We start from the raw sequence: 23,762 nt of genomic DNA, 5'->3' as shown, positions 1-23,762 counted from the left end.
CCCGAATTATTCCGATTCGTTAAAGCGTGCCGCCACCAGCTGCTCTACCGCATTCAGGGCGGCTTCGGCTTCCGGCCCTTCTGCCATCACCCTGATGGCCTGTCCCTGAGCGGTTTCCAGCATCAGCAGGCCCATCACGCTGTTGGCGGGAGCCTGTTTCTGCTGATTGCAGACGGTAACTTCAGCATCAAACTGCTGAGTAAGTTGCACCAGTTGTATGGCAGCCCGGGCGTGTAATCCGAGCTTGTTGACGATTTTCAGATCCCGTTCAATTTTCGGCATGGCGCTTTTCCAGCGTGCGGTGGCGCAGTTGCACACTCTTGCCCATCTGGCCAAACACCCTTGCCAGCTGCTCGGCGATAAATACAGAACGGTGCTGTCCGCCGGTACAGCCGATGGAGACGGTGACATAGCTGCGATTATTACGCTCCAGATGAGGCATCCAGGTGATCAGCAGATTTTCCAGCTGCCACAGGTATTTCATCACCTCGGGCTGACTGCTGAGGTAGTCGGCCACCGGCTGATCCTTACCTGTGTAAGGACGCAGCTCGGCAATCCAATGAGGATTGGGCAGAAAGCGGGCATCAAACACAAAGTCAGCATCTTTGGAAACGCCATATTTGTAACCAAAAGACTCAAATACCCAGTTCAGCTCTTTTTCTTTTTTGCCAAGAATACGCTCGCGAATAATTTCGCTGAGATCGTGAATGCTTAAGCTTGAGGTGTCGATACGCAGATCCGCATCGGAAGACAAGGGGGCCAGCAGATGAGTTTCTTCGCGAATGGCCTCATCCAGAGTCAGGCTGTGGCGCGACAGAGGGTGCAGTCGCCGCGTATCGCCAAAGCGGCGGATCAATACTGCGTTTTCGGCATCAATAAAGAAACTGGATACCTGCACCTCGTCCATGGCCCGCACTTCGGCCAGAAAGGCTTCCAGCTTATCGGGGCTGTCGGGCAGGTTGCGCACATCTATACTCACCGCAACCGCGCCGGGCCGGTTCTGGCGCAGGCGGACCAGCTCAGGCAGTAACTCAACCGGCAGGTTATCGACGCAGTAGTGACCCAGATCTTCAAGCACCCGCAGGGCGACGGTTTTACCGGACCCGGAACGACCACTCACAATCACCAGCTGCATATAGGCTCCTTCAGGCAGAAATCATGATTTGATAAAGCTCTTCGTCACTGCCGGCCTGACGCAGCTGCCGGCAAATCTGTTTGTTGCTGAGCTTTTCAGCAATTAAGGACAGCGTTTTCAGATGTTGTTTACATTCCTGCTCAGGCACCAGCAGCGCAAACACCAGACCAACCGGCTGATTGTCGATGGCATCAAATTCTACCGGTTCGGCAAAAGTCAGCAGTACCGCGGTCGCCTTGTTGTCATTGCCAATACGACCATGAGGTATGGCAATGCCATTACCGATGCCGGTAGTGCCCATCTTTTCACGGGCCAGCAAACAGTCAAAAAGCGGCTGGCTGCCGATATTCAAATGTTCGGCAGCCAGCTCGCTGATAATTTCCAGAGCACGCTTCTTGCTCGTGCAGGGAACTGCACTGCGCGTGCAGTCCCTGCTTAGTATGTCGGCGACTTCCATGGTTACTTTTGCTTGAGCTTCTCTTTGTGTTTGATGATCTGACGATCCAGCTTGTCAATGAGTCCGTCGATGGCGGCATACATATTTTCATGCTGGGCGTTGGCAAACAGCTCACCACCACTGACGTGCAGTTTGGCTTCGGCAATTTGCTGCATTTTTTCTACATTAAGGATGACGTGCACATTGGTAATGTGGTCGAAGTGGCGCTCCAGCCGGGTAAACTTGCTATTAACATAGTCACGCAGTGCATCTGTGATTTCTACATGGTGTCCGGTCAGGTTAATTTGCATAACGTCTTCCTTCTGTCGTTGCCTTTAAACCAGGCGTTTACGCTGATTGGAAGGGGGGATGGCCAGTGACTCCCTGTACTTGGCGATGGTACGCCTGGCCACCTTAATCCCCTGCTCGGCCAGCAACTGAGCAATCTTACTGTCACTCAGCGGCTTGGCCGGGTTTTCTGCCCCGACCAGCTTTTTGATCAGAGCACGAATTGCCGTGGATGAACATTCACCACCATCGTCGGTGCCCACATGACTGGAGAAGAAATACTTAAGCTCAAACACGCCCCGGGGCGAGTGCAGAAACTTTTGTGTGGTCACGCGTGAGATGGTGGACTCATGCATCTCTACTGCCTCGGCCACATGGTTCAGCACCATGGGCTTCATGGCCTCTTCTCCATACTCAAAGAATGCCTGTTGTTGCTCAACAATACAATTGGCAACCTTGAGCAGCGTCTCATTTCGGCTGTCGAGACTTTTAAGGAACCACTTGGCATCCTGCAGATGATTACGAATAAACTGGCCGTCTTCACTATTGCGGGGCTTGTCGGCAAGTGCGGCATAGGTCTGATTCAGGCGTACCTTGGGCATGGCCTCCGGGTTGAGTTCCACGACCCAGGCACCGTTGCGTTTGGTGACCACCACATCCGGAATCACATATTCGGAGCTGCCCTGAATAATGCTGCTGCCGGGGCGGGGTTCAAGCTGCTGGATCAGATTCAGAACTTCTCTCAGCTCGTCTTCTTTCAGCCTGGTCTTGCGCTGCAGAGTACGGTAGTCGCGGTTACCCAGCAGATCCATGTGCTGTTCCAGCAGCAACCGGGCTTCTGCCAGCCAGGGGGTGCTGGCGGGAAACTGATCGAGCTGAATACACAGGCATTCCTGCACGCTGCGGGCAGCTACGCCGATGGGATCGAAATGCTGAATGCGTTTGAGCACGGCTTCTACTTCATCGGCTTCAATGCCCAGCTCGTCGGCCGAGGCTGCAGCTAACAGTTCGTCAATATCGGCGGTGAGATAGCCTGCATCGTCCACGGCATCGATAATCGCAAGGGCAATGGCCTGATCGGTATCACTGAAGGGAGTCAGGTTCATTTGCCAGATCAGGTAATCCTGCAGCGTTTCGGTGGTTTCTCCCTGATAGACATTATCTTCCAGCCCTTCCGGCAGACCGGCACCACCACTGACCGGAGAGGCGGTATAAACTTCCTCCCAGCTGGTGTCCATGGGCAGCTCTTCAGAAAGCTGATTACGTTCCATGGCACTGTCTGCGGCAATTTGCTCCTCGTTGCGATTATCCTCAACCCTGATACTGTCCGGCTCCTCCTGCTCCAGCAGCGGATTACTGTCCAGTGCCTGCTGAATTTCCTGCTGCAGCTCAAGGCTGGACAGCTGCAGCAGACGAATGGCCTGTTGCAGCTGAGGGGTCATGGTCAGTTGCTGGCCAAGGCGTAACTGAAGAGTCGGCTTCATGTATGCTAACGTCCTTCCATATCAACCGCGCGAAGCGGTGCCTTCAGAGGCTGAATTGTTCACCAAGATAGACTTTCTTGACCTGCTCATTGGCCAGGATTTCAGCTGGTGTGCCAGCAGCAATACGGTGCCCGTGGCTGACAATATAGGCCTTTTCACATACATCCAGCGTCTCACGCACATTGTGATCGGTGATCAGTACGCCCAGGCCTCGATCTTTCAGATGTAATATAATTTTCTTAATATCAAGCACAGAGATGGGATCAACGCCGGCAAAAGGTTCATCAAGCAGAATAAAGCGCGGATCTGCCGCCAGTGCCCGGGCAATTTCCACGCGCCGGCGTTCACCACCGGACAGACTCATACCGAGACTGTCACGAATATGGACAATATTGAACTCTTCCAGCAGCTGTTCCATTTTTTCGTTACGGCCGTCGGCGCTCAGATCCTTGCGGGTCTGCAGTACGGCCATCAGGTTATCGGCCACGCTCAGGCGGCGAAAAATGGACGCTTCCTGAGGCAGATAGCCAATGCCGGCGCGGGCCCGCACATGCATAGGCTCGTGGCTGATGTCATTGTCGTCTATGGTGATGCTGCCTGCATCCCGCTGCACCAGGCCTACAATCATGTAAAAGGAAGTGGTTTTGCCGGCACCGTTGGGGCCGAGCAATCCCACTATCTGGCCCGTATTTACCGTCAGGCTGACATCTGCCACTACCTTGCGGCCTTTGTAGCTTTTCTGCAGACCGCGTGCTTTAAGTCTGGCCATGTCAGTCGTTACTCTGGTTGTCGAAATTCTGCACCTGCTCCGGCAGAAAGATGGTGGTGACCCTGTCTTTGCCGCCCTGGCTCTCGGCTTCCATTTGTTCCTTGTCGATAAAGTAGCGGATACGGTAGCCGGTCACGATGTTATCGTCCTGCTTAAGCTCCGCCTCCCGGATCAGGGTGATGGTGCGGGCCGCCATGTCATAGTGAATTTCCCGTGCCTGTGCCTGTACCGGCTTGCCGTTATTGAGCACTTGCCGGTAAGTGGCCGGATTGCCCCTGGCGGTCATGGACTGCAGCCCCTGCTCATTACGGAGCACGACCAGTTCACTGGCACGCACATCTATGCTGCCCTGTTTCACCACTACATTATCGGTAAAGGTCACCTTGTTTTCGGCCAGCTCCACCAGCTGGCGGCCAGCGTCTATGGTAACCGGCTGACGATAGTCACTGTCTTTGGCCTGCACCTGACCCAGGCCCAGCAGGCCGCCAAGACTAAGGATTAAAGTAAGTTGCCCGGGTTTCATTCAGTAGTTCCACCGTTTGTTGATCAAGCTTGCCCAGCAGGCCTGTGCCTTGCGCCTGATACTGCGAGCTTTCCAGTCTTACTGTCTGATCGGAACGCAGCCTGTTGTTAATAAAATCCATCTCCAGATATTCGGTGGTCAGGGTTTCCACCAGCGCATCCGGTTGCAGCCCTTTGCCCACTACATTACTGGTCAGCACCGCATTATCGCCGGTGTTGATGGTGCCGTTATCACCGCTGAGACGCCATTGCGGCTGGCCGTCAGGAGAATAAAGCAAGATAACAGGTTTTTTCATCAGGGTCATGGAGAGGGACTCGTAGTACTCTGCCTGCTCCGCTTCCATGCCGCGATAGGGCAGCCCCTGTCGGTTGTACTGTATGCTGCTGAGGTTCGTTGCCACAAAATCGGGCTGAAAATCCTGTTCGTTTACCATGATGGTCTGATCGTTGCGAAACCATTGCCAGGTGATCAGCGCAGCCACAAACAGACCGGCAAATATCCAGGTCTGACGGTTCATACGCTCATGCCCTCAGCCTGTGCCAGTATGCCTTGGGCATCCAGCAACAGATCGCACAATTCACGGACGGCACCGTGTCCGCCGGTGGTACGGGTAATGTAACCAGCGCGCTGCAGCACCAGCGGATGCGCATCGGCCACTGCCACCCCCAGCCCGCAGTCCTGCATCACCGGCAGATCCACCACGTCATCGCCGATATAGGCCACCTGTTGTGCTGTCAGCTGCAGGTGATCAAGCAGCTCACCATAGCTGCGCAGTTTATCACTCTGACCCTGATAGATATGGCGCACACCCAATGCGTTCATGCGATCCGTGACGATGCGTGAGTTGCGTCCGGTGATCACCGCCACCTCGATGCCGGCGTTGAGCAGTGCCTTGATACCAAAGCCGTCACGGGTGGAAAAACTCTTGTATTCCTCACCGTTATTGCCCAGATAAATCATGCCGTCAGACAGCACGCCGTCCACATCACAGATCAGCAGGCGAATTTGTTTAAGTTGCTGCCAGATCTCCTGGCTGATATCACCATAAAGGGTCTGCACTGTCATCAGATCACTCCTGCGCGTAACAAGTCGTGCATATTAAAGGCACCGATAGGACGCTGCTGTTCATCCAATACCAGCAGACCGCTGATTTTTTTCTCTTCCATCAGATTAACGGCTTCTGCTGCCAGCATGCCCGGAGGAACCGTCGTGCAGCCTTTGGTCATCACCTGCTCGATGCGGGTGTTGTGTACATCCACTTTCTGATCAAGGGTCCGGCGCAGATCACCATCAGTATAGATGCCAGCCAGCCGGCCCTGATCATCGACGACGGCAGTAAAGCCCATACCAGTGCGGCCAATTTCCAGCAGTGCTTCTATCACCAGGGTATTCAGGCCCACACTGGGTACCTTGTCTTCCTTGTGCATGATGTCGGCCACCCGCAGCAGCAGCCGCTTACCCAGGGCTCCGCCGGGATGGCTGAGGGCAAAGTCGTCGGCAGTAAAGCCACGGGCTTCAAGCAGCGCGACCGCCAATGCATCGCCCATGGCCAGGGCCGCCGTGGTACTGGCGGTGGGAGCCAGCCCGAGCGGGCAGGCTTCCTGCTCGACGCGAGTGCACAAATGTACATCTGCCTCCCGGGCCATGGTGGATTCAGGCTTGCCGGTCATGCAGATGAGTTTAAGACCACGCCGGCGCAGCACCGGCAACAGTGCGATAATTTCCTCGCTTTCGCCGGAGTTGGACAGCGCCAGCACCACATCCTTGCTGTCTATCATACCCAGATCACCATGGCTGGCTTCTCCCGGGTGAACATAAAAAGCAGGAGTGCCGGTACTGGCCAGGGTAGCAGCGATTTTATTGGCAATATGGCCTGATTTTCCCATGCCGGTGACAATGACCTTGCCGGGACATTCAAACATCAGCCGGCAGGCCTTGTTAAAAGATTCATCCAGATATTGAGAAAGGCCCTCCAGGGCTGCCTTTTCAATATCCAGAACACGTTGGGCAGTGGTGCGATAATCAAATTCAGCTGACATGAGGTTCTCCGCATTAAGGCCGCGACATTATAGAAAAGCCGGGGCCGAGAAGCGACCGGCTTGGTGCATTTGCCCGAGGGCTGCTCTGGTCAGAGGGTGGCGCAAATCGGTGTGCTGTAGTTGCTGATAGTCAGCCGAACTCATACAATCACTTCTTTTTTGCGGGGACATAGCGTGAGTCAAAGCCTTGTTGAAATAAGGGATCTTTGCTTCAGCCGTGGTGAACGACCTCTTTACGAGGGCATCAGCATGGACATTCCGCGTGGAAAGATCACCGCCATTATGGGCCCCAGCGGCATTGGCAAGACCACACTGCTGCGCCTGATTGGCGGCCAGATCAAGCCCGACAGCGGCAAAATACTCTTTGATGGTGCATCCATTCCTGCTCTGGGCCGCAAGCAGTTGTACGACGTACGTCGCCGTATGGGCATGTTGTTTCAGAGCGGAGCGTTGTTTACCGGTATGTCAGTATTTGACAATGTGGCTTTTCCGCTGCGTGAGCATAGCGGTCTGCCGGAAGCCATTATTCATACGTTAGTCATGATGAAGCTGGAAGCGGTCGGCTTACGTGGTGCGGCCGCGTTATTTCCGGCGGAGCTGTCGGGAGGCATGGCCCGGCGCGCGGCGCTGGCCCGGAGTATAGCGCTGGATCCCGAGTTGATTATGTACGATGAGCCTTTTGCCGGCCAGGATCCCATCAGTATGGGCGTACTGGTTCGGCTGATAGCTTCACTGAACCGTGCCCAGCAGCTGACCTCTGTGGTGGTAACTCATGATGTGGGTGAAGTGATGAGCATTGCCGATTACGCCTACATTATTGCCAATAAAAAGGTAATCGCAGCGGGAACGCCGGCAGAGCTGAAAGCGCATCAGGATCCGCAGGTGATCCAGTTTTTGCAAGGCGAAGCTGACGGCCCGGTACCCTTTCATTATCCGGCACCGGATTACAGGGAGTCACTTGCTTATGCTGACTGATACGATTGGTCGTCTGGGCCGCAATGGCGTATCGGCGCTGACGGCGTTAGGGCGCAGTGGCTTTATGCTGACGCATGCGTTGGTGGGCAAGCCAGAGCCCAGAAAACATTTTCCACTTCTGATACAGCAATTACATGTGGTCGGTGTTCAGTCGGTGCTGATTATTCTGGTATCAGGACTGTTCATCGGCATGGTGCTGGCGCTGCAGGGGTATAACGTGCTGGTGGACTTTGGTGCCGAGGGCAGCCTGGGGCAGCTGGTGTCACTATCGCTGCTGCGGGAGCTGGGACCGGTGGTGACGGCGTTGCTGTTTGCCGGTCGTGCCGGCTCGGCACTGACTGCCGAGCTGGGCCTGATGAAAGCCACCGAGCAGCTGTCCAGCCTGGAAATGATGGGAGTGGATCCGCTGCGCCGGGTAGTGGCCCCCCGTTTCTGGGCGGGGGTCATCAGCATGCCCTTGTTGGCATTTATGTTTAATATCGTGGGTATCTGGGGGGCCAAACTGGTTGGGGTTGACTGGCTGGGCGTTGATGCCGGCGGCTTCTGGTCCACCATGCAGGCAGCCGTCGACTGGCAGGACGATATTATGCAGGGCTTTATTAAAAGTCTGGTGTTTGCACTGGTGGTGACCTGGATTGCGTTGTTTAACGGCCATGATGCCAGGCCGACGGCAGCAGGGATCAGTCAGGCAACCACCCGCACTGTGGTTCATTCTTCTCTGGCGGTACTGGGGCTCGATTTTGTGCTGACCGCCATTATGTTCGGGTAACTTAATAATGAAATACAGCAAACTGGAATTCAGCGTCGGCTGCTTTATGCTGGCCGGCATCGGTGCCTTGCTGCTGCTGGCCTTCAAGGTGGCGGGCGTCAGTGTTAACGGCCAGAGCGAAACCTATACCCTCTATGCCCGTTTTGACAACATAGGCGGCCTGAAAGTGCGCTCACCCATCAAGGTGGGTGGTGTGGTGGTAGGCCGGGTGGCCGGTATTCGCCTGGATGCAGAGAGTCAGGTACCGGTGGTAACGCTGGCGATTAATAAGGATGCCGGTGAATTTTCCGAAAGCAGCACCGCATCGATTCTGACTTCAGGTCTGCTGGGAGAGCAGTATCTGGGCATTACGCCCGGCTTTGCTGATGAAGACATGGGTATCGGCATGCTGGAAAATGGCGATACCATTACTGATACTCAGTCTGCTCTGGTACTGGAAGAGTTAATCGGCAAGTTTATCTATTCCATCGGTAAAGACTGAACCGGTAGTTCACTGAGGAGGAATCATGAAAAAAGTACTGATGTCCTGTTTGCTGGTCATCACCAGCTTGTTCACCATGCCTGCCATGGCAAATACGGATCCCTATCAGCTGGTGGATCAAGTGGCACAGCGCACCTTTGATCGGCTGAAACAGGAGCAGAGCAAAATTGCTGCTGATCCTGAGCACCTGCGGACCATAGTGCGGGAAGATATGTTGCCGGCAGTCGATGTGCGTTACTCCGCCTTTCGCGTTATCGGTGGCCAGCTCAAGAACACGACTTCCGAACAGCGCGAAGAGTTCGTCAAAGCCTTCAGTGATTATCTGGTGGTGACTTACGCCGATGCGCTGGCTGCTTACAAAGAGCAGACCGTCAATATTGGCACCGGCAGTACCTCTGCCGAAGAAACCCTGGCTACAGTACCTGTCACCGTACAGGAGCCGAACAAGCCTGAAATCAAGCTGGAGTTCAAGCTGCGCAAGAACAAGCGCACCGGCGAATGGAAAGTATTTGATATGATTGCTGAAGGTATCAGCCTGCTGTCGGCCAAACAATCTGAACTCAGTGGTCTTATTCGTCAGAAGGGTATTGAGGCCGTGAGTGAGCAGCTGCGAGAGCTGACCCGGAAGCCGGTGACGCCGCTGGAAACCGGACAATGAAACTGAGCCGCCCGCTGACCCGCGAACAGGTACCGGCCTGGTGGGCAGAGCGTGATACCCTGTTTGCCGATAGTCAGGCAGATTTGAGTGCAGTAGAACGCATTGATTCCACCGGGCTGGCGTTGCTGGTGCAATGGAGCCAGCAGCTCGCCGCTCAAAATAAGCGTCTTGCGTTGCTCTCACCGCCGAAGGAGTTTTATCCTCTGGCCGATTTATACGGGGTAGGCAGTCTGTTTGACCTGCCCGATAACGATTCACGGAGTCCACATGGATCTGAAGAATGAAGTAGAGCGCCGGCTGCGTGATGCGCTGGAGCTGGACGAGCTGCATGTAAAAAATGATGGTGACCACTTTCAGGTGATTGCCGTTGCCGATATGTTTGCCGAGATGAGCCGGGTGAAGCGCCAGCAGGCCATTAACGGCCCGCTGATGGACCTGATTGCCCAAAATGCCATTCATGCCCTGAGTGTGAAAACCTTTACTCCCGAGCAGTGGGCCCGGGAGCGTAAATTTATAATGCCGTCCTGACAGGAGCGCGAATGGACAAGTTCAGAATTCAGGGGCCCTGCCGGCTGGCCGGCGAGGTGACCATCTCCGGTGCCAAAAACGCCGCCCTGCCCATCCTTTTCGGCACCCTGCTGTGTGATGAAGCCATCCACCTTTCTAATGTGCCCAGACTGAAAGATGTGGATACCACCCTCAAGCTGCTGGCGTCCATGGGCGTGGATGTGCAGGTGAACGGCGGTGTTACCGTGCTGGCCGGTGGCGTAAATAGTCATATTGCTCCCTATGAGCTGGTGCGCACCATGCGTGCGTCCATTCTGGCGCTGGGGCCGCTGGTGGCCAAGTTTGGCAAGGCTGATGTGTCTTTGCCCGGTGGTTGTGCCATTGGTGCCCGCCCGGTCAACCTGCATATTCACGGCCTTGAGCAAATGGGTGCAAAGATCAGGGTCGAGGACGGCTATATCAAGGCCCGGGTTGATGGCCGGCTTAAAGGTGCCCATATTCTGATGGACATGGTCAGTGTGACCGGCACTGAAAACCTGCTGATGGCAGCAGTGCTGGCAGACGGGCGTACCATTATTGAAAACGCCGCCCGTGAGCCGGAAGTGGTGGACCTGGCCAACTTTCTCAATGCACTGGGTGCTAACATTCAGGGCATTGGGCAGGATACCCTGATCATTGATGGTGTTGAGGCCTTGCACGGCGGTAATTACAGTGTGCAGCCCGACCGCATTGAGACCGGCACTTTTCTGGTGGGCGCAGCGGTAACCGGCGGTGATATCACCTGCCGCAATACCGATCCGCATTTGCTGGAAGCGGTATTAGTAAAACTGCGGGAAGCGGGTGCTCTGGTAGAGACCGGTGAAGACTGGGTTCGCCTTGATATGACCGGTCGTACCCTTAAGCCGGTAGATATCAAAACCGCGCCTTATCCGGCCTTTCCTACCGATATGCAGGCTCAGTTTACCGTGCTGAATGCGGTAGCCAAGGGGGTGGGGCAGGTAACCGAAACCATTTTTGAAAACCGTTTTATGCACGTGCCCGAGCTGAACCGTATGGGTGCCAGCATTGAACTGAATGGTAATATGGCCATTTGCGGCGATACCGAGCAGCTGACCGGTGCCACCGTAATGGCCACGGATCTGCGCGCTTCGGCCAGTCTGGTGCTGGCCGGCTTTGTGGCCGAAGGTACCACCATAGTGGATCGCATCTACCACATTGACCGCGGCTATGAAGTGATTGAAGACAAGCTCGAAGCCCTGGGCGGCAACATAGAGCGGATCAAGGGCAACTGAAGCTGGAAGCCATAAGCTGGAAGCGAGAAGTCGTTCGAGTGGACTGAAGTGACAATGAAAAGGGAAGACATGCAGTTGTCTTCCCTTTTTCGTTGGCAGCTCACTTTCTTCTAGCTTCTAACTTTCTGTTCAGCGCAGTCGCTGAAAGCGTCTGTCTTCTTCAATTTTCACCGGTACTGTCAGCATTTTGCCTTCTCGTAACAGGGTGACGCGAATTTCCGTGCCCGGCCGGGTTTCTGCTATCGTGTCCATGGCCTGGCGGGTATTGACGATTTCCTTACCATCAAGCGCCAGAATCACATCACCGCTGACAATACCGGCCTTGTCTGCCGGCGCATCCGGGCTGACGCTGTCTACATAAATACCAGCCCGCTCTTCCATATTGAGCAGGCGAGCCATTACCGGCGGAATGTCGGCACCGCCAATACCCAGGTAGCCCCTGATCACCCGGCCATTGGTGATTAATTCCTGCATGATACGGGCTGCCAGAGCATAGGGAATGGCAAAGCTGATACCATAGCTTTCCTGATGGGCCACGCTCTGAAATGACGCCGTGTTAATGCCTACCAGCTCACCGTAAACATTCACCAGGGCACCGCCCGAGTTGCCCGCATTAATGGCGGCATCGGTCTGCAGCAGATCCTGGCGGCCGTTACTGTCCGGACCCATGCTCGACAGGCCGGTGCGGCCGGTGGCGCTGATAATGCCCTGAGTAATGGTCTGGCCCACGTTGTAGGGGTTGCCGATGGCCAGCACAATATCGCCCACCTGTGGGTTGATATCGTCACTTTGTGGAATTTCCGGCAAGCGGTCACCGTCGATTTTCAGTACGGCCAGATCCGTGGGAACATCAAAGCCAATGACTCTGGCAGCAATAATACGTCCGTCCTGCAGAGCCACTATGACCTGATCGGCATCGGCAATTACATGATAATTGGTCAGAACAAAGCCACGGGCTGACATAATGACCCCCGAGCCCAGGCCGGTTGCATTCAGGGTGGGGTTGGCGCTGCTGTGCTGAAAGCTGCGAGTATAGATATTGACCACAGCGGGGCCGGCACGGGAGGCCGCATGGGCAAAGCTGGTAACACCGGTTTGCGGATTACGCCACCAGTGTTCGAGAGATTGAGTACGCAGTTGAGGAAATAATAGCAACAGCAACACTGCCATCAGCACGCCATAAAGCGTACCTTGCAGGCAATATCTGATAAAAGTGGCTGGCCGCATGAAATAAGCCGGTGGCTGCTGAATCCGTAAAGCATAACATAAAGCCGTCATGAAGGGAGCCGCCCAGAGACAGACTCCCTTTCATTTCAGTAAGTTATCTTAGTACCAGATAGATGGATGAATTACCACGCTGAATATTCAGCGCCAGCACTTCGGGCTTACCCTCAATAATCTTGCGCAGCTCGCCCAGCTCTTTTACCCGCTGGCGGTTGACGCCGATAATGACGTCACCTTCCTCCAGGCCGGACATGGCCGCCGGTGAGCGGGGAACCACCTCGGTGACGCGCACGCCGCGTACGCTGTCACCACGGTCACTGTTGGCCAGTGAGGCACCTTCGAGCGCCTGATGCAGGGTGTTGGCAGCAACTTTCTGTTCACTGGCTTTGTCCAGCGTGACTTCAACGGTTTTTTCCTTGCCGTCACGGAACAGGCCCAGTTCCACGGTGCGATCTGCCCCCATGGTGGCTACCTTGGCGCGCAGTTCACCAAAGGAGCGAATGGGCTTGCCGTCCAGACTGATGATAATGTCTCCGGCCTTCAGCCCGGCTTCATCGGCAGCAGAGTCTTCCAGTACCTGACTGACAAAGGCACCGTGCTGACTGCGATAGCCAAAGGTGCGGGCCAGATCGGACGTGAGCTCGCCGCCCATTACACCAAGCACACCCCGGCGTACTTCACCATACTCAAGTATCTGATCTGCCAGGTTCTTCACCATGTTGGCCGGAATGGCAAACCCGATGCCGATATTGCCGCCGCCGGGGCCGAGAATGGCGGTATTGATGCCCACCAGATTTCCTTTGAGATCCAGCAAAGCACCACCGGAGTTACCCGAGTTGATGGCGGCGTCGGTCTGAATAAAGTTTTCCAGGTTTTCTACATTCAGGCCCGTACGCCCCAGCGCGCTGATTACGCCGGTGGTCACTGTCTGGCCCAGGCCAAAGGGGTTACCGATAGCAATGGCAAAGTCACCTACGCGTAACTGGTCTGAGTCAGCAAAGCTGATTTCTACCAGGTTTTTGGCGTCCACCTTGAGCACGGCAATGTCTGATTCCTTGTCTGCACCGATCAGTTCAGCTTCATATTCCTGGCCGTCGATCAGAGTAATCAAAATCTTGTCAGCATCTTCAACGACATGATTATTGGTGATCACATAACCTTTTTTGGCATCAATAATCACGCCTGAGCCCAGCGCCTGAAAGGGACGTTCCCGCACCTGCTCACCGGGCATGTTTGGGCCAAAAAAGAACCGGAACGGTTCGGGCAGGACCTGACGGCTGACCTTGTTTCCCGATACCGAGATATTGACCACGCCCGGGCTGACCTTCTCCACCACCGGGGCCAGACTGTTGATTTCACTGCCTGCGCCAAAGGGCAGGGCGGCCTGTGCCGCAGGAATGGTGGTCAGGCCCAGGCTCAGGGCCAGGGCGGACAACAGAAGACGTCGACCTTTCATGCATATGCTCCTAACTGTTAACACAATAAATGCCGGAAGTTGTCTGTCAGACTCATGGCGGCAAGGGGAGTTCCGCGCTGGTAACGAAATGCGGTTACCTTCATTAATTGTGCTTTTTGTGTGGAAGATCAAGCCTCTGCCGGCTCATTCTTGCTGCCGTCAGCGGTCAGCCATACACTGAAGCCCCTGTATTTACTCCGTGACCGTCATGACTCCCAGCAGCAAATATCAGTCAGATTTGAATCGTCCCGATTTTGTGAAAGATGCCGCCCAGGCGCAGGCCGTTAGTCACCTGCAGCGTCTTTATGATGACCTGACGGCAGCTCCGCCCGTTACCCCCAGGCCCAGTTTGTGGCAGCGGCTGACCGGCAAGACAGAGACGCCGGTTACTGCAGTGCGCGGACTTTATTTCTGGGGGGGAGTAGGCCGGGGCAAAACCTATCTGATGGATACTTTCTACGACTGTCTGCCTTTTGAGCGCAAGCTAAGGGTGCACTTTCACCGTTTTATGGTGCGGGTACACGATGAGCTGAAAAGTCTGAAGGGGCAAGCAGATCCGCTTAAAGTGGTGGCAGAGCGGCTGGCGCGGGATGCCAGGGTGATCTGTTTTGACGAGTTTTTTGTGTCCGACATCACCGATGCCATGATCCTCGGCACCCTGTTCGAATATCTGTTCGGCCATGGGGTGACACTGGTAGCCACCTCCAATATTCCCCCCGATGAGTTGTACCGCAATGGCCTGCAGCGGGCCCGGTTTTTGCCGGCCATTGACCTTATCAAGGCTAACTGCGAAGTGGTCAACGTGGATTCGGGCACTGACTACCGGCTGCGGACCCTGCAGCAGGCTGAGATTTATCATTCGCCACTGGATGCCCAGGCCAGCGCTAACCTTGAACAGTATTTTTCTCAGCTCAGCAATGAGTCCGGACGCTGGGAAACTGAAATAGAAGTGAATCACCGGCAGTTAAGTGCCGTTGCGGAAGGTGATGGTGTACTTTACATTGACTTTCATGAGCTGTGCTGCACTGCCCGCTCGCAGCTGGACTATATCGAGCTGGCCCGTTGCTACCATACGGTTTTACTGGCCAATGTGCAGCCCATGGGGCTCGACAGCGACGATGCTGCCCGGCGCTTTATCGCCATGGTAGATGAATTCTATGAGCGCCACGTGACGCTGATCATGTCGGCAGCGGTGCCTATGGAGCAACTTTATGGGGAAGGACGGCTTAATTTTGAGTTCCGGCGCTGTTTATCCCGGCTGACTGAAATGCAATCACATGAATATCTTGCCAGAGAGCACCTTCCTTAGTCACAATATGCGGCCCCGATCCGAGGCATGGTCGGGAAAAGGGCGGGCGAGCCAGCCGGTTTCAACGGGCATTGAAATTAGCAGGTGATTTTTAAGGCAACTTTACCTATAATCGCCCGGCCCACGTTACACAGCTGCCGATAAGGTGGCATCACAGTAAGCAGACAACTGCTCGAAGGGGCGGAAGGTCTGATCGTGTTTTGCGCATGTGCGCAAGTGTAGGATTCATTTTCAGTAATTTGGGTTCATCCATGAAAACTTTTGTTGCTAAGCCAGAAACCGTTAAGCGTGACTGGTATGTTGTTGATGCAGAGGGCAAAACTCTGGGTCGTCTGGCCACCGAGATTGCCCGCCGCCTGCGCGGTAAGCATAAGCCTGAATACACTCCTCACGTTGACTGCGGTGACTACATCGTGGTTATCAACGCCGAGAAAGTACAGGTAACCGGTAATAAAGCCGAAGACAAGATTTACTACTCTCACACCGGTTTCCCCGGTGGCATCAAGTCCATCAGCTTTGAAAAGCTGATCGAGCGCAAGCCCGAGATGGTTATCGAGTCTGCCGTACGCGGCATGCTGCCTCGCGGCCCCCTGGGTCGTGCCATGTACCGCAAGATGAAAGTCTTTGCGGGCAGCCAGCACAACCATGCTGCGCAACAACCTCAAGTACTGGACATCTAAGGCGGGATTAGGCAAATGGCAGAAACTCAATACTACGGTACCGGCCGTCGCAAAAGCTCCACTGCGCGTGTATTCGTAAAAGCGGGCAGCGGTAACATCGTTATCAACAAGCGTTCACTGGATCAGTATTTCGGTCGCGAAACCGCCCGCATGGTGGTTCGTCAGCCGCTGGAACTGACCGAGCTGAGCGAAAAGCTGGACCTGTACATCACCGTCGCCGGTGGTGGTATCTCAGGCCAGGCTGGTGCCATCCGTCACGGCATTACCCGTGCGCTGATGGAATATGACGAGACCCTGCGCGGTGCCCTGCGTAAGGCCGGCTTCGTGACCCGTGACGCCCGTCGCGTTGAGCGTAAGAAAGTTGGTCTGCACAAGGCGCGTAAGCGTCCCCAGTTCTCCAAGCGTTAATTGGGACTGCAGTCTTGTATATCAAAAAGCCCGGTTTATCCGGGCTTTTTTATGATCGAAAGCCCGTTTCTGCAGCGTGATTGATTGTTGCTTATTTGTTGATTTGAAACAAATTTGAGCCTGATATTCGCGATCTGTGACACGGTGCGCGTCCTTGTAAAAGTGCGCGCTTTTCATTAGAATTTCCGGGTTTTTTGTGGCAATTGAAACCAGAATATCCGCCGCGGTTGTCACACAGCAGTATCAATGCATGGAACGAAAAATAAATGCGCGGAGACCAAATGGGAGAGTTTTTGGATGAGCAATGCGCCAGTTGATACCGGTCGCCGCAGATTTCTGACCTGGTCAACCACAGTCGTGGGTGGGGTCGGAGCTGCTTTTGCCGCTGTGCCTTTCATCGCATCGTGGAACCCCAGCGCCAAGGCAAAAGCCGCCGGCGCGCCGGTAGAAGTCGACATCAGCAAAATGGAGCCCGGTCAGTTGATTCGGGTTGAGTGGCGTGGCAAGCCGGTTTGGGTGGTTCGCCGTAACCAGGAGATTCTGGACGGTCTGCCCAAGCATAATAACCAGCTGCGGGATCCTGCGTCCGAGCAGCCGCAACAGCCGGAATATGCCCAGAACGAATACCGTTCTATCAAGCCGGAAGTATTTGTGGCCGTGGGTCTGTGTACTCACCTGGGCTGTTCGCCCACCTATCTGCCTGACAGCTTTGGCGAGCAGGTACAGGGTGTGAGCGCCGGCTTTTTCTGCCCTTGTCATGGTTCCAAGTTTGATATGGCTGGCCGTGTGTTCCAGGGAGTTCCGGCTCCGCTGAACCTGGTCATTCCCCCTTATTACTATGTCAACGACGCCACCATACTGGTGGGTGAAGACAAGGAAGGAGCCTAACACCATGCTGGGTAAACTCGTAAGCTGGATCGACGAGCGCATTCCGATGACAGCGACCTACAACAAGCATGTAGGTCAGTATCCCGCGCCCAAAAACTTTAACTTCTGGTACTTCTTTGGCTCACTGGCCATGCTGGTACTGGTAAACCAGATCCTCACCGGTATCTGGCTGACCATGAATTACAACCCGTCCGGTGAAGGTGCCTTTGCCTCCATCGAATACATCATGCGTGATGTAGAGTACGGCTGGCTGCTGCGTTACATGCACAGTACCGGTGCGTCCGCCTTCTTTGTGGTGGTTTATCTGCACATGTTCCGTGGTCTGATCTACGGCTCTTACCAGAAGCCGCGCGAACTGCTGTGGCTGTTCGGCATGCTGATCTTCCTGGTACTGATGGCGGAAGCCTTTATGGGTTATCTGCTGCCCTGGGGCCAGATGTCGTTCTGGGGTGCGCAGGTAATTATCTCGCTGTTCGGGGCCATTCCGGTTATTGGTGACGATCTGACCCTGTGGATTCGGGGTGACTATGTTATCTCCGGTGCGACTCTGACCCGCTTCTTTGCGCTGCACGTGATTGCGCTGCCGCTGGTGCTGGTGATCCTGGTGTTCCTGCACATCGTTGCGCTGCACGAAGTGGGATCCAACAACCCGGACGGTATCGATATCAAGAAAAACAAGGATGAGAACGGCTGGCCAAAAGACGCCATTCCCTTCCACCCCTACTACACCGTGAAAGACATTGTGGGTGTGGCCGGTTTCCTGTTCTTCTTTGCGTTCGTGATCTTCTTTATGCCTGAAGGTGGCGGCTACTTCCTGGAAGCGCCGAACTTTGAAGCAGCCAATGGCCTGAAGACCCCTGAGCATATTGCACCGGTATGGTACTTCACTCCCTTCTACGCCATTCTGCGTGCGGTTCCTGACAAGCTGATGGGCGTTATTCTGATGGGTCTGTCCATTGCCGTACTGTTTGTGCTGCCCTGGCTGGATCGCTGCAAGGTGCGTTCCTTCCGCTATCGCAGCAAGCTGCACCTGCTGAACATCGTTCAGTTTGTGATCTGCTTTATTATTCTGGGTATTCTGGGCGCGCTGCCGTCTACGCCGGTACTGACGCTGCTGGCACAGATTACGTCGTTCGGCTATTTTGCCTTCTTCGTGCTGTTGTTCTTCTACAGCAAAAACGAAAAAACCAAGCCGCTGCCAGAGAGGGTAACGTTCAAATGAAAAGGATAGTTGTTGCATTATTTGCACTGTTGCCGGCCCTGACCTTTGCCGCCGGCGGAAAGGTTCACCTCGATGAGGCGGATTACGATCTGAGTGACAAGGCCTCGCTGCAAAACGGTGCCAAGCTGTTTATGAACTACTGCTCAGGCTGTCACAGCACTCAGTATCAGCGTTATAACCGTGTTGCCGAAGATCTGGGTATTCCGGAAGACGTGATGCAGGCCAACCTGAACTTCACCGGTGTTGCCATCGGGGATCTGATGGAAAACGCCATTCCTGAAGCGGATGCCGCTAACTGGTTTGGCGCCGCACCGCCGGATCTGACCCTGGTTGCCCGGGTGCGTGGTGCCGACTGGCTGTACACTTACCTGCGTTCTTTCTATAAGGACGAGACCCGTCCCTTTGGTGTAAACAACCTGGTGTTCCCGTCCGTGGGTATGCCTCACGTACTGGAGCCGCTGCAGGGCAGTGCCCATCTGAAAACCGAAACCCGCATGGTTGACGGTGTTGAAGTGGTCACTCCGGTGGGTATTCAGGCTGATGGTAATGGCGAGCTGACCCCGGCTGAATATGATCAGGCAGTACTGGATATTGTTAACTTCCTGGTCTATTCCGGTGAGCCGGTTAAACTGGAGCGCCAGCGCATGGGTTATTGGGTGCTGGGCTTTCTGGTTATCTTCTTCATCATTGCCTATCTGCTGAAGAAAGAATACTGGCGCGACGTGCACTGAGCCGACGTCGACTGAGCTGAGCAGGTGAGCGGCAATGGGGGTATAATGCTTCCATTGCCGTTCCCATTTTTGATTTCTGGAGGATTCAATGGCAGTTGCGGCCAATAAACGTTCCATCATGACGCTGTTTTCCGGTGCTGATGATATCTACAGCCATCAGGTACGTATTGTGCTGGCAGAAAAAGGCGTCAGTGTGGAAATCAGCCAGGTAGAGCCTGACAGCCTGCCCGAAGATATGCTGGAACTGAACCCTTACGGTACTCTGCCCACCCTGGTGGATCGTGAGCTGGTGCTTTATCAATCTCATATCATTATGGAATACCTGGATGAGCGCTTTCCTCATCCGCCCCTGATGCCGGTTTATCCGGTGGCCAGAGGTAACAGCCGGCTGATGATGCATCGGATTGAGCAGGACTGGTACGCGCTGGCTGAGCGCATTCAGCGTGGTGACAAGGCGGATGAAGCCCGTAAAGAGCTGCGTGAAGCACTGCTGTCCATTGCGCCTGTGTTTGCCGAATATCCTTATTTTATGAGTGAAGAGTTCAGCCTGGTTGACTGCTATATGGGGCCGCTGCTGTGGCGTCTGCCGTCTCTGGGCATAGAGCTGTCCGGCCGTGGCGCCAAGGAAATCAAGGCGTATATGGTACGTCTGTTTGAGCGGGATTCCTTTCAGGCCTCACTGACTGAAACCGAGCGTGATCTGAGCAGCAAGGTGTGACCATGGATGAAATGACCCCAAGCCGTCCTTATGTGCTGCGGGCGTTTTATGACTGGTTGCTGGACAACGATCTGACGCCGCATCTGCTGGTTAATGCTGAAGTACCTCATACCGAAGTACCGCGCCAGTATGTGAATGACGGTCAGATAGTGCTGAATATCTCTCCCAGCGCTGTGCTCGGTCTGCAGATGGACAATGAAGCGGTCAGCTTCAATGCCCGTTTTGGCGGCCAGCCGCTGCAGGTGTATATTCCGATGGCGGCAGTGGTGGCCATTCAGGCCCGTGAAAACGGTGCCGGCACTTTCTTTCCGCCGGAGCCGGCTTATGAGGCCTGGCTGGAAGCAGCCAGCGAAGAAACATTGCCTGAGTCCGTAACAGAGTCTGAGCCGTCTTCGCCTGCGCCTAAAAAAGGCAGACCAAACCTCAAAGTCATTAAATAAAAAACGCAGCCGCAAGGCTGCGTTTTTGTTTGCGCGTTTTGCCGGCTTAAGGGGCCGGCTGTATATATTCAAACGCGGTGACCACCCGGGATACGCCAGCCACGTTACGGCTCAGCTGCACGGCGATATCCGCTTCCTTGCGGGTTACCAGACCGATCAGAAATACTTCGGTATTTTCAGTCACGACCTTGAGCTTGGTGCCGTCAAGATTTTTTTCTGCCAGCAGTGTGCTTTTCACTTTTGAGGTAAGCCAGGTGTCCTTGCTTTGCTGGCTGAGAGAAACAGGCTGACCGGTGCGTATTTCATTAAAAACTTCCTTAACACCGGGTACGTCAGCCACTATTTGCTCGGCCCGGGTGCGGTATTCCTCGCTGGGAGTCTGACCAATCAGTAATACTTTTCCGTTAGTGGCAATGGCGGCAAAACGGCTCTGGTCCCACATGGGCTGTTCTTCTCCCAGCCGGTGAAGGGCACGCATCTCAATGGTTTGATCGCTGATTTGCGTACCTATGGTGCGCCTGTCGGTGATCATGTTGGCACCGGTTGCACCGCCTGCGGCCACCAGCCCGGCGCAGCCCTGCAGCAAGGTGAGTGAGGTCAGTATCACCATCAGTGTCTTGTTCATTAATCAGTCCTCCTGGCTGGGGAAAAGCGTGCGGTCAATCAGGTCGCACAGACAGTGCAGGGTGAGCAGGTTTACCTCGTGAATGCGCGGTGCCCGCAGTGCCGGAACCCTGATTTCCACATCATTGGGGCCAAGCAGGCCTGCCAGTTCGCCGCCGTCGCCGCCGCTCAGGGCGACGATGGTCATGTCCCGGCTGAGCGCGGCCTCGGCGGCCTTGATCAGGTTTCGGCTGTGACCGCTGGTAGAGATAACGACCAGCACATCGCCGCTTTGTCCAAATGCTCGGATCTGGCGGGCATAGGCATCGTCAAAGTGATGGTCCACTGCAATGGCGCTGATGCTGCTGGTATCCAGGGTCAGACACATGGCCGGCAGCGCAGGGCGTTCTGTTTCATAGCGGTTGATAAGCTCGCTGACAAACAGCTGGGCCAGTGCGTTGGAGCCGCCATTCCCGCATACCAGCAGTTTGTTACCGTTGAGCAGGCACATGACCATCATCTGAGCCGCCGCCAGAATATCGTCGGGCAGCGCCTCGGCGGCGGCAATTTTGGTCTGAATGCTTTCAGTAAAGCTGGCTTTGATTTCTTCCTGCATGAGATTCCTCAAAAGGCGTTTTGTATCCAGTTAACCTGATCACCGTCAATGGCCACCAGATCGAAACGACAGGACTGATGGGCTTCATTCAGCCCTTTCATTTGTAAATAACACAATGCTGCACGGCGTAACTTTTGTTGCTTGCCATAGGTAACTGACATGGCTGCGCCACCAAAGTCTTCCCGTTGCCGAAAGCGAACTTCCACAAACACCAGGGTGTCGCCCTGGCGCATCACAAGATCGATCTCACCCGGTTTGCACTGATAGTTGCGTTGTACCGGCGTCAGTCCCTGAGCGCGAAGGTAGTCTTCGGCACGGCGCTCATACAGCGCGCCGTATTGTCGTTTATTCCTGAAGTTCGGCGTTTGCCCCGATCGGTATCCAGTTGCCATTGTCGTACTCCCTCCATAGCAGGCGCCGCTGTACTACGCCTTCCGGTGATACTGTCAGCTCGCCGGTCAGGCCCGGTACTCCGGGCGCACCACGACGCAACGCCGGCAGCTGGGGAATAATTGCCCGGGCGTCATAGCCAAGAGCAAACAGTCGCAGCCAGGCGCTGCCAGCACTCGGCCACAAGCCGAGAATCTCTTCTTTCAGCTGAGGTGCACCATCAAACATCCAGGGCATATCTGCCAGCCGCAGTCCGGCCAGTTCGCCCATGGGGGCTTCACCGGCAGGAATATAACTGCGTGAAATGACATAGGTCGGCAGGCGTGTGGCACGACTGTCCCGCACAAAATCAAAATAGGGAAGAATAAAGCGGGTTTCGGCAGCATTGGTGGGCATAAATACCGAGTCGGCATGATGGCTGCCGAGCGCTCTGCGCACATCCTTTTCAATGCTGGCCTGATTGCTGAAGTAGGATACGGCAGCCGGCTGACCGCTAAATGTTTGCCACTGGCGGTTGAACTCTGCCGAGACTCGCCGGCCAAGCTCATTATCGGGCGCAAAAATCAGTGGTTGCTGATGCCCTTCTTCCCACATACGGCGAGCAGCATCGCTTGCCTCACCCTCGGGCGCTAACGAAAAGTAATAGAAAGTAGCCAGTTCCGGCTGGTAAGCGGGCTGATTAAGCGCCAGTACCGGTAAGGCCGGATCCAGCTTGAGCAATGTATCTACGTTATCCTTCAATAAAGGGCCCAGAATCATATCAGCGCCGGACTGCATAATCTGCTGATAAAGAGCGGCCATGTCCTGATTTTGAGTATCAAAAAAGCTGACTCGCGCCGATTGTCCCTGTCCGGCACTGAGAATGCCGTTACGAATAGCCTCGCCCTGCTCTGCCAGCCGGCCCGACAACGGCAGCAATACCGCTATATGGCTGGCATCAAAGCCAGGTGCCTGCACCTGGTCCTGTACTTGCGGAAGGTAAATACGGGCAGGATGATCCTTATAGCTGCGCTCCCATGACAGCAGCTGCCAGTTTTTTTGCTCGGCGGGAATGTCCTGACTGTTCAGAATCGCCAGCAGGCGCAGCCAGCCGTTGGCTGTGGCCGAAAGGTTATCGCTCTGAGCGCTGCGCAGTACGGAGGGAGATTGAGCACTGAGTAATTGATAAATACGATCAATGTCCCGGCGTTGCTCAGGGCCCGACAGCAGTTCATTACGGGCAATCAGCGCCAGGGCAGCCTGCACCGGCTGACGCTGCTGCTCATGGCCGTTGGCCTTGAGCAGCCACCAGTAGGCCTGACCGGAAGATGACAATGCCCCTGTATCGATATTATCAAGCAGTGACAAGGTTTCGGCTGGCTGGTTTTGAGTCAGCCGGGAGGCAGCAGCAAGCAGCTGTACCACGGGTTGCTGAGACAGGCTTGCCGTGGCGCGCAACGCCTGCAATCTGGCTTCGGCTTCCTGCTGGCTGCCTTGTTGTAACAAAGAGCGAATGGTAAGCACCTGCCAGGCAAAAGCATTGTCACCGGTGGCGATATCAGCCTGAACCCGGTATTGATCTGCCGGACGCACCAGCGGGCTGAACATGTCTGGTGCCGGTTCCGGCGTAACGGCAGGCTGCAGAAACCCACTGCCACAGGCGGTGAGTATGGTTGAAAGCACCAGAGTAAACAGCAGTCGTGTTACACTGATGCGCTGAAGTTGAGTTGCCAATCCCTTAT

At 55.0% G+C, this 23,762-nt stretch carries 31 protein-coding genes; 15 read left to right on the top strand and 16 right to left on the bottom strand.

Annotated features, from left to right (window positions below; all coding sequences use genetic code 11):
• Positions 1-6 precede the first annotated feature (6 nt).
• Genes G364_RS0110220 through G364_RS0110175 form a run of 10 tightly spaced genes read right to left on the bottom strand, consistent with a single transcriptional unit; the run spans position 7 to position 6,674 of the window.
• Positions 7-282 (bottom strand): HPr family phosphocarrier protein, encoded by a 276-nt coding sequence (locus tag G364_RS0110220; RefSeq protein WP_019935052.1) that lies wholly within the window; start codon positions 280-282, stop codon positions 7-9.
• Complete coding sequence (gene rapZ / locus G364_RS0110215; RefSeq protein WP_019935051.1) at positions 269-1,135, bottom strand: RNase adapter RapZ; 867 nt, start codon at positions 1,133-1,135, stop codon at positions 269-271. The genes G364_RS0110220 and rapZ overlap by 14 nt, the downstream gene beginning before the upstream one ends.
• Positions 1,136-1,145: 10 nt before the next feature.
• Positions 1,146-1,592 carry a PTS IIA-like nitrogen regulatory protein PtsN gene (gene ptsN, locus G364_RS0110210; RefSeq protein WP_019935050.1) on the bottom strand — a complete coding sequence of 149 codons (447 nt, stop codon included), beginning with the start codon at positions 1,590-1,592 and terminating at the stop codon, positions 1,146-1,148.
• 2 nt (positions 1,593-1,594) lie between these two features.
• Positions 1,595-1,882: a ribosome hibernation promoting factor gene (gene hpf, locus G364_RS0110205; RefSeq protein WP_019935049.1), complete on the bottom strand. Its 288-nt coding sequence runs from the start codon at positions 1,880-1,882 to the stop codon at positions 1,595-1,597.
• Between the two features lie 24 nt (positions 1,883-1,906).
• A complete protein-coding gene (locus G364_RS0110200) occupies positions 1,907-3,343 on the bottom strand; it encodes an RNA polymerase factor sigma-54 (protein ID WP_019935048.1) in 1,437 nt (478 codons plus the stop codon).
• A gap of 43 nt (positions 3,344-3,386) precedes the next feature.
• On the bottom strand, positions 3,387-4,112 hold the full coding sequence (gene lptB, locus G364_RS0110195) for an LPS export ABC transporter ATP-binding protein (RefSeq protein ID WP_019935047.1): 726 nt from the start codon (positions 4,110-4,112) through the stop codon (positions 3,387-3,389).
• Position 4,113: 1 nt separating this feature from the next.
• On the bottom strand, positions 4,114-4,635 hold the full coding sequence (gene lptA / locus G364_RS0110190) for a lipopolysaccharide transport periplasmic protein LptA (protein ID WP_019935046.1): 522 nt from the start codon (positions 4,633-4,635) through the stop codon (positions 4,114-4,116).
• On the bottom strand, positions 4,604-5,152 hold the full coding sequence (gene lptC, locus G364_RS0110185; RefSeq protein ID WP_019935045.1) for an LPS export ABC transporter periplasmic protein LptC: 549 nt from the start codon (positions 5,150-5,152) through the stop codon (positions 4,604-4,606). Before lptC ends, lptA begins: the two co-directional genes overlap by 32 nt.
• Positions 5,149-5,703 carry a 3-deoxy-manno-octulosonate-8-phosphatase KdsC gene (gene kdsC / locus G364_RS0110180; protein WP_211212441.1) on the bottom strand — a complete coding sequence of 185 codons (555 nt, stop codon included), beginning with the start codon at positions 5,701-5,703 and terminating at the stop codon, positions 5,149-5,151. Before kdsC ends, lptC begins: the two co-directional genes overlap by 4 nt.
• A complete protein-coding gene (locus G364_RS0110175) occupies positions 5,700-6,674 on the bottom strand; it encodes a KpsF/GutQ family sugar-phosphate isomerase (protein ID WP_019935043.1) in 975 nt (324 codons plus the stop codon). Before G364_RS0110175 ends, kdsC begins: the two co-directional genes overlap by 4 nt.
• A 174-nt stretch (positions 6,675-6,848) precedes the next feature.
• On the opposite strand from G364_RS0110175, the gene mlaF reads away from it, so the two are divergent.
• The 7 genes from mlaF to murA are packed head-to-tail and all read left to right on the top strand — an operon-like array spanning position 6,849 to position 11,356.
• Positions 6,849-7,649 carry a phospholipid ABC transporter ATP-binding protein MlaF gene (mlaF, locus tag G364_RS0110170; protein WP_026344838.1) on the top strand — a complete coding sequence of 267 codons (801 nt, stop codon included), beginning with the start codon at positions 6,849-6,851 and terminating at the stop codon, positions 7,647-7,649.
• Entirely contained in the window at positions 7,639-8,418 is a 780-nt protein-coding gene (gene mlaE / locus G364_RS0110165; RefSeq protein WP_019935041.1) for a lipid asymmetry maintenance ABC transporter permease subunit MlaE, read from the top strand. The genes mlaF and mlaE overlap by 11 nt, the downstream gene beginning before the upstream one ends.
• A gap of 7 nt (positions 8,419-8,425) precedes the next feature.
• On the top strand, positions 8,426-8,899 hold the full coding sequence (gene mlaD, locus G364_RS0110160) for an outer membrane lipid asymmetry maintenance protein MlaD (RefSeq protein WP_019935040.1): 474 nt from the start codon (positions 8,426-8,428) through the stop codon (positions 8,897-8,899).
• Positions 8,900-8,921: 22 nt separating this feature from the next.
• Entirely contained in the window at positions 8,922-9,557 is a 636-nt protein-coding gene (gene mlaC, locus G364_RS0110155) for a phospholipid-binding protein MlaC (protein ID WP_026344837.1), read from the top strand.
• Positions 9,554-9,841: an STAS domain-containing protein gene (locus G364_RS0110150; protein ID WP_019935038.1), complete on the top strand. Its 288-nt coding sequence runs from the start codon at positions 9,554-9,556 to the stop codon at positions 9,839-9,841. Before mlaC ends, G364_RS0110150 begins: the two co-directional genes overlap by 4 nt.
• Positions 9,825-10,085, top strand: coding sequence for a BolA family protein (locus G364_RS0110145; RefSeq protein WP_019935037.1), 261 nt, complete (start codon positions 9,825-9,827; stop codon positions 10,083-10,085). The genes G364_RS0110150 and G364_RS0110145 overlap by 17 nt, the downstream gene beginning before the upstream one ends.
• A gap of 11 nt (positions 10,086-10,096) precedes the next feature.
• The gene (gene murA / locus G364_RS0110140; protein WP_019935036.1) at positions 10,097-11,356 is read left to right on the top strand and encodes a UDP-N-acetylglucosamine 1-carboxyvinyltransferase; all 1,260 of its coding nucleotides are present in this window, start codon (positions 10,097-10,099) and stop codon (positions 11,354-11,356) included.
• Positions 11,357-11,485: 129 nt separating this feature from the next.
• On the opposite strand, the gene degS is transcribed toward murA, so the two are convergent.
• Together degS and G364_RS0110130 are read right to left on the bottom strand one after the other, a co-directional pair.
• Positions 11,486-12,583 (bottom strand): outer membrane-stress sensor serine endopeptidase DegS, encoded by a 1,098-nt coding sequence (gene degS, locus G364_RS0110135; RefSeq protein WP_026344835.1) that lies wholly within the window; start codon positions 12,581-12,583, stop codon positions 11,486-11,488.
• A gap of 94 nt (positions 12,584-12,677) precedes the next feature.
• On the bottom strand, positions 12,678-14,036 hold the full coding sequence (locus G364_RS0110130) for a Do family serine endopeptidase (RefSeq protein ID WP_019935034.1): 1,359 nt from the start codon (positions 14,034-14,036) through the stop codon (positions 12,678-12,680).
• A 208-nt stretch (positions 14,037-14,244) separates the two neighbouring features.
• Between G364_RS0110130 and zapE the strand changes: the two genes are divergently transcribed.
• The 8 genes from zapE (at position 14,245) to G364_RS0110085 (ending at position 20,432) form a co-directional block, all read left to right on the top strand.
• Positions 14,245-15,345 (top strand): cell division protein ZapE, encoded by a 1,101-nt coding sequence (gene zapE / locus G364_RS0110125; protein ID WP_019935033.1) that lies wholly within the window; start codon positions 14,245-14,247, stop codon positions 15,343-15,345.
• A gap of 251 nt (positions 15,346-15,596) precedes the next feature.
• Positions 15,597-16,025 (top strand): 50S ribosomal protein L13, encoded by a 429-nt coding sequence (rplM, locus tag G364_RS0110120; protein WP_019935032.1) that lies wholly within the window; start codon positions 15,597-15,599, stop codon positions 16,023-16,025.
• Between the two features lie 15 nt (positions 16,026-16,040).
• A complete protein-coding gene (gene rpsI / locus G364_RS0110115) occupies positions 16,041-16,433 on the top strand; it encodes a 30S ribosomal protein S9 (protein ID WP_019935031.1) in 393 nt (130 codons plus the stop codon).
• A 297-nt stretch (positions 16,434-16,730) separates the two neighbouring features.
• A complete protein-coding gene (gene petA, locus G364_RS0110105; RefSeq protein ID WP_019935029.1) occupies positions 16,731-17,321 on the top strand; it encodes a ubiquinol-cytochrome c reductase iron-sulfur subunit in 591 nt (196 codons plus the stop codon).
• A 4-nt stretch (positions 17,322-17,325) separates the two neighbouring features.
• Positions 17,326-18,543, top strand: coding sequence for a cytochrome b (locus G364_RS0110100; RefSeq protein ID WP_019935028.1), 1,218 nt, complete (start codon positions 17,326-17,328; stop codon positions 18,541-18,543).
• The gene (locus tag G364_RS0110095) at positions 18,540-19,274 is read left to right on the top strand and encodes a cytochrome c1 (protein WP_019935027.1); all 735 of its coding nucleotides are present in this window, start codon (positions 18,540-18,542) and stop codon (positions 19,272-19,274) included. Before G364_RS0110100 ends, G364_RS0110095 begins: the two co-directional genes overlap by 4 nt.
• An 88-nt stretch (positions 19,275-19,362) precedes the next feature.
• On the top strand, positions 19,363-19,992 hold the full coding sequence (gene sspA, locus G364_RS0110090) for a stringent starvation protein SspA (RefSeq protein ID WP_019935026.1): 630 nt from the start codon (positions 19,363-19,365) through the stop codon (positions 19,990-19,992).
• An 11-nt stretch (positions 19,993-20,003) separates the two neighbouring features.
• Positions 20,004-20,432 (top strand): ClpXP protease specificity-enhancing factor, encoded by a 429-nt coding sequence (locus G364_RS0110085; protein ID WP_211212440.1) that lies wholly within the window; start codon positions 20,004-20,006, stop codon positions 20,430-20,432.
• A 46-nt stretch (positions 20,433-20,478) separates the two neighbouring features.
• Here G364_RS0110085 and dolP read toward each other — a convergent pair whose 3' ends face one another.
• The 4 genes from dolP to G364_RS0110065 are packed head-to-tail and all read right to left on the bottom strand — an operon-like array spanning position 20,479 to position 23,754.
• Complete coding sequence (gene dolP / locus G364_RS0110080; protein ID WP_019935024.1) at positions 20,479-21,057, bottom strand: division/outer membrane stress-associated lipid-binding lipoprotein; 579 nt, start codon at positions 21,055-21,057, stop codon at positions 20,479-20,481.
• A gap of 3 nt (positions 21,058-21,060) precedes the next feature.
• Positions 21,061-21,651 (bottom strand): D-sedoheptulose-7-phosphate isomerase, encoded by a 591-nt coding sequence (locus tag G364_RS0110075; protein ID WP_019935023.1) that lies wholly within the window; start codon positions 21,649-21,651, stop codon positions 21,061-21,063.
• Positions 21,652-21,659: 8 nt separating this feature from the next.
• A complete protein-coding gene (locus G364_RS0110070) occupies positions 21,660-22,043 on the bottom strand; it encodes a YraN family protein (protein WP_040614592.1) in 384 nt (127 codons plus the stop codon).
• Positions 21,997-23,754, bottom strand: coding sequence for a penicillin-binding protein activator (locus tag G364_RS0110065; protein WP_169336651.1), 1,758 nt, complete (start codon positions 23,752-23,754; stop codon positions 21,997-21,999). Before G364_RS0110065 ends, G364_RS0110070 begins: the two co-directional genes overlap by 47 nt.
• Positions 23,755-23,762: the final 8 nt, after the last annotated feature.

This window comes from Oceanimonas smirnovii ATCC BAA-899, assembly GCF_000381965.1.
GTDB classification, from domain to species: domain Bacteria; phylum Pseudomonadota; class Gammaproteobacteria; order Enterobacterales; family Aeromonadaceae; genus Oceanimonas; species Oceanimonas smirnovii.
Note: the sequence above shows the minus strand (reverse complement) of the source record. Positions and strands in the feature narration are given on the sequence as shown.

What these genes read in the sequence shown, in the direction of transcription:
- G364_RS0110220 (WP_019935052.1), bottom strand. Translation starts at nt 282, where the DNA reads ATGCCGAAAATTGAACGGGATCTGAAAATCGTCAACAAGCTCGGATTA.
- rapZ (WP_019935051.1), bottom strand. Translation starts at nt 1,135, where the DNA reads ATGCAGCTGGTGATTGTGAGTGGTCGTTCCGGGTCCGGTAAAACCGTC.
- ptsN (WP_019935050.1), bottom strand. Translation starts at nt 1,592, where the DNA reads ATGGAAGTCGCCGACATACTAAGCAGGGACTGCACGCGCAGTGCAGTT.
- hpf (WP_019935049.1), bottom strand. Translation starts at nt 1,882, where the DNA reads ATGCAAATTAACCTGACCGGACACCATGTAGAAATCACAGATGCACTG.
- G364_RS0110200 (WP_019935048.1), bottom strand. Translation starts at nt 3,343, where the DNA reads ATGAAGCCGACTCTTCAGTTACGCCTTGGCCAGCAACTGACCATGACC.
- lptB (WP_019935047.1), bottom strand. Translation starts at nt 4,112, where the DNA reads ATGGCCAGACTTAAAGCACGCGGTCTGCAGAAAAGCTACAAAGGCCGC.
- lptA (WP_019935046.1), bottom strand. Translation starts at nt 4,635, where the DNA reads ATGAAACCCGGGCAACTTACTTTAATCCTTAGTCTTGGCGGCCTGCTG.
- lptC (WP_019935045.1), bottom strand. Translation starts at nt 5,152, where the DNA reads ATGAACCGTCAGACCTGGATATTTGCCGGTCTGTTTGTGGCTGCGCTG.
- G364_RS0110175 (WP_019935043.1), bottom strand. Translation starts at nt 6,674, where the DNA reads ATGTCAGCTGAATTTGATTATCGCACCACTGCCCAACGTGTTCTGGAT.
- mlaE (WP_019935041.1), top strand. Translation starts at nt 7,639, where the DNA reads ATGCTGACTGATACGATTGGTCGTCTGGGCCGCAATGGCGTATCGGCG.
- mlaD (WP_019935040.1), top strand. Translation starts at nt 8,426, where the DNA reads ATGAAATACAGCAAACTGGAATTCAGCGTCGGCTGCTTTATGCTGGCC.
- G364_RS0110150 (WP_019935038.1), top strand. Translation starts at nt 9,554, where the DNA reads ATGAAACTGAGCCGCCCGCTGACCCGCGAACAGGTACCGGCCTGGTGG.
- G364_RS0110145 (WP_019935037.1), top strand. Translation starts at nt 9,825, where the DNA reads ATGGATCTGAAGAATGAAGTAGAGCGCCGGCTGCGTGATGCGCTGGAG.
- murA (WP_019935036.1), top strand. Translation starts at nt 10,097, where the DNA reads ATGGACAAGTTCAGAATTCAGGGGCCCTGCCGGCTGGCCGGCGAGGTG.
- degS (WP_026344835.1), bottom strand. Translation starts at nt 12,583, where the DNA reads ATGCGGCCAGCCACTTTTATCAGATATTGCCTGCAAGGTACGCTTTAT.
- G364_RS0110130 (WP_019935034.1), bottom strand. Translation starts at nt 14,036, where the DNA reads ATGAAAGGTCGACGTCTTCTGTTGTCCGCCCTGGCCCTGAGCCTGGGC.
- zapE (WP_019935033.1), top strand. Translation starts at nt 14,245, where the DNA reads ATGACTCCCAGCAGCAAATATCAGTCAGATTTGAATCGTCCCGATTTT.
- rplM (WP_019935032.1), top strand. Translation starts at nt 15,597, where the DNA reads ATGAAAACTTTTGTTGCTAAGCCAGAAACCGTTAAGCGTGACTGGTAT.
- rpsI (WP_019935031.1), top strand. Translation starts at nt 16,041, where the DNA reads ATGGCAGAAACTCAATACTACGGTACCGGCCGTCGCAAAAGCTCCACT.
- petA (WP_019935029.1), top strand. Translation starts at nt 16,731, where the DNA reads ATGAGCAATGCGCCAGTTGATACCGGTCGCCGCAGATTTCTGACCTGG.
- G364_RS0110100 (WP_019935028.1), top strand. Translation starts at nt 17,326, where the DNA reads ATGCTGGGTAAACTCGTAAGCTGGATCGACGAGCGCATTCCGATGACA.
- G364_RS0110095 (WP_019935027.1), top strand. Translation starts at nt 18,540, where the DNA reads ATGAAAAGGATAGTTGTTGCATTATTTGCACTGTTGCCGGCCCTGACC.
- sspA (WP_019935026.1), top strand. Translation starts at nt 19,363, where the DNA reads ATGGCAGTTGCGGCCAATAAACGTTCCATCATGACGCTGTTTTCCGGT.
- G364_RS0110085 (WP_211212440.1), top strand. Translation starts at nt 20,004, where the DNA reads ATGACCCCAAGCCGTCCTTATGTGCTGCGGGCGTTTTATGACTGGTTG.
- dolP (WP_019935024.1), bottom strand. Translation starts at nt 21,057, where the DNA reads ATGAACAAGACACTGATGGTGATACTGACCTCACTCACCTTGCTGCAG.
- G364_RS0110075 (WP_019935023.1), bottom strand. Translation starts at nt 21,651, where the DNA reads ATGCAGGAAGAAATCAAAGCCAGCTTTACTGAAAGCATTCAGACCAAA.
- G364_RS0110070 (WP_040614592.1), bottom strand. Translation starts at nt 22,043, where the DNA reads ATGGCAACTGGATACCGATCGGGGCAAACGCCGAACTTCAGGAATAAA.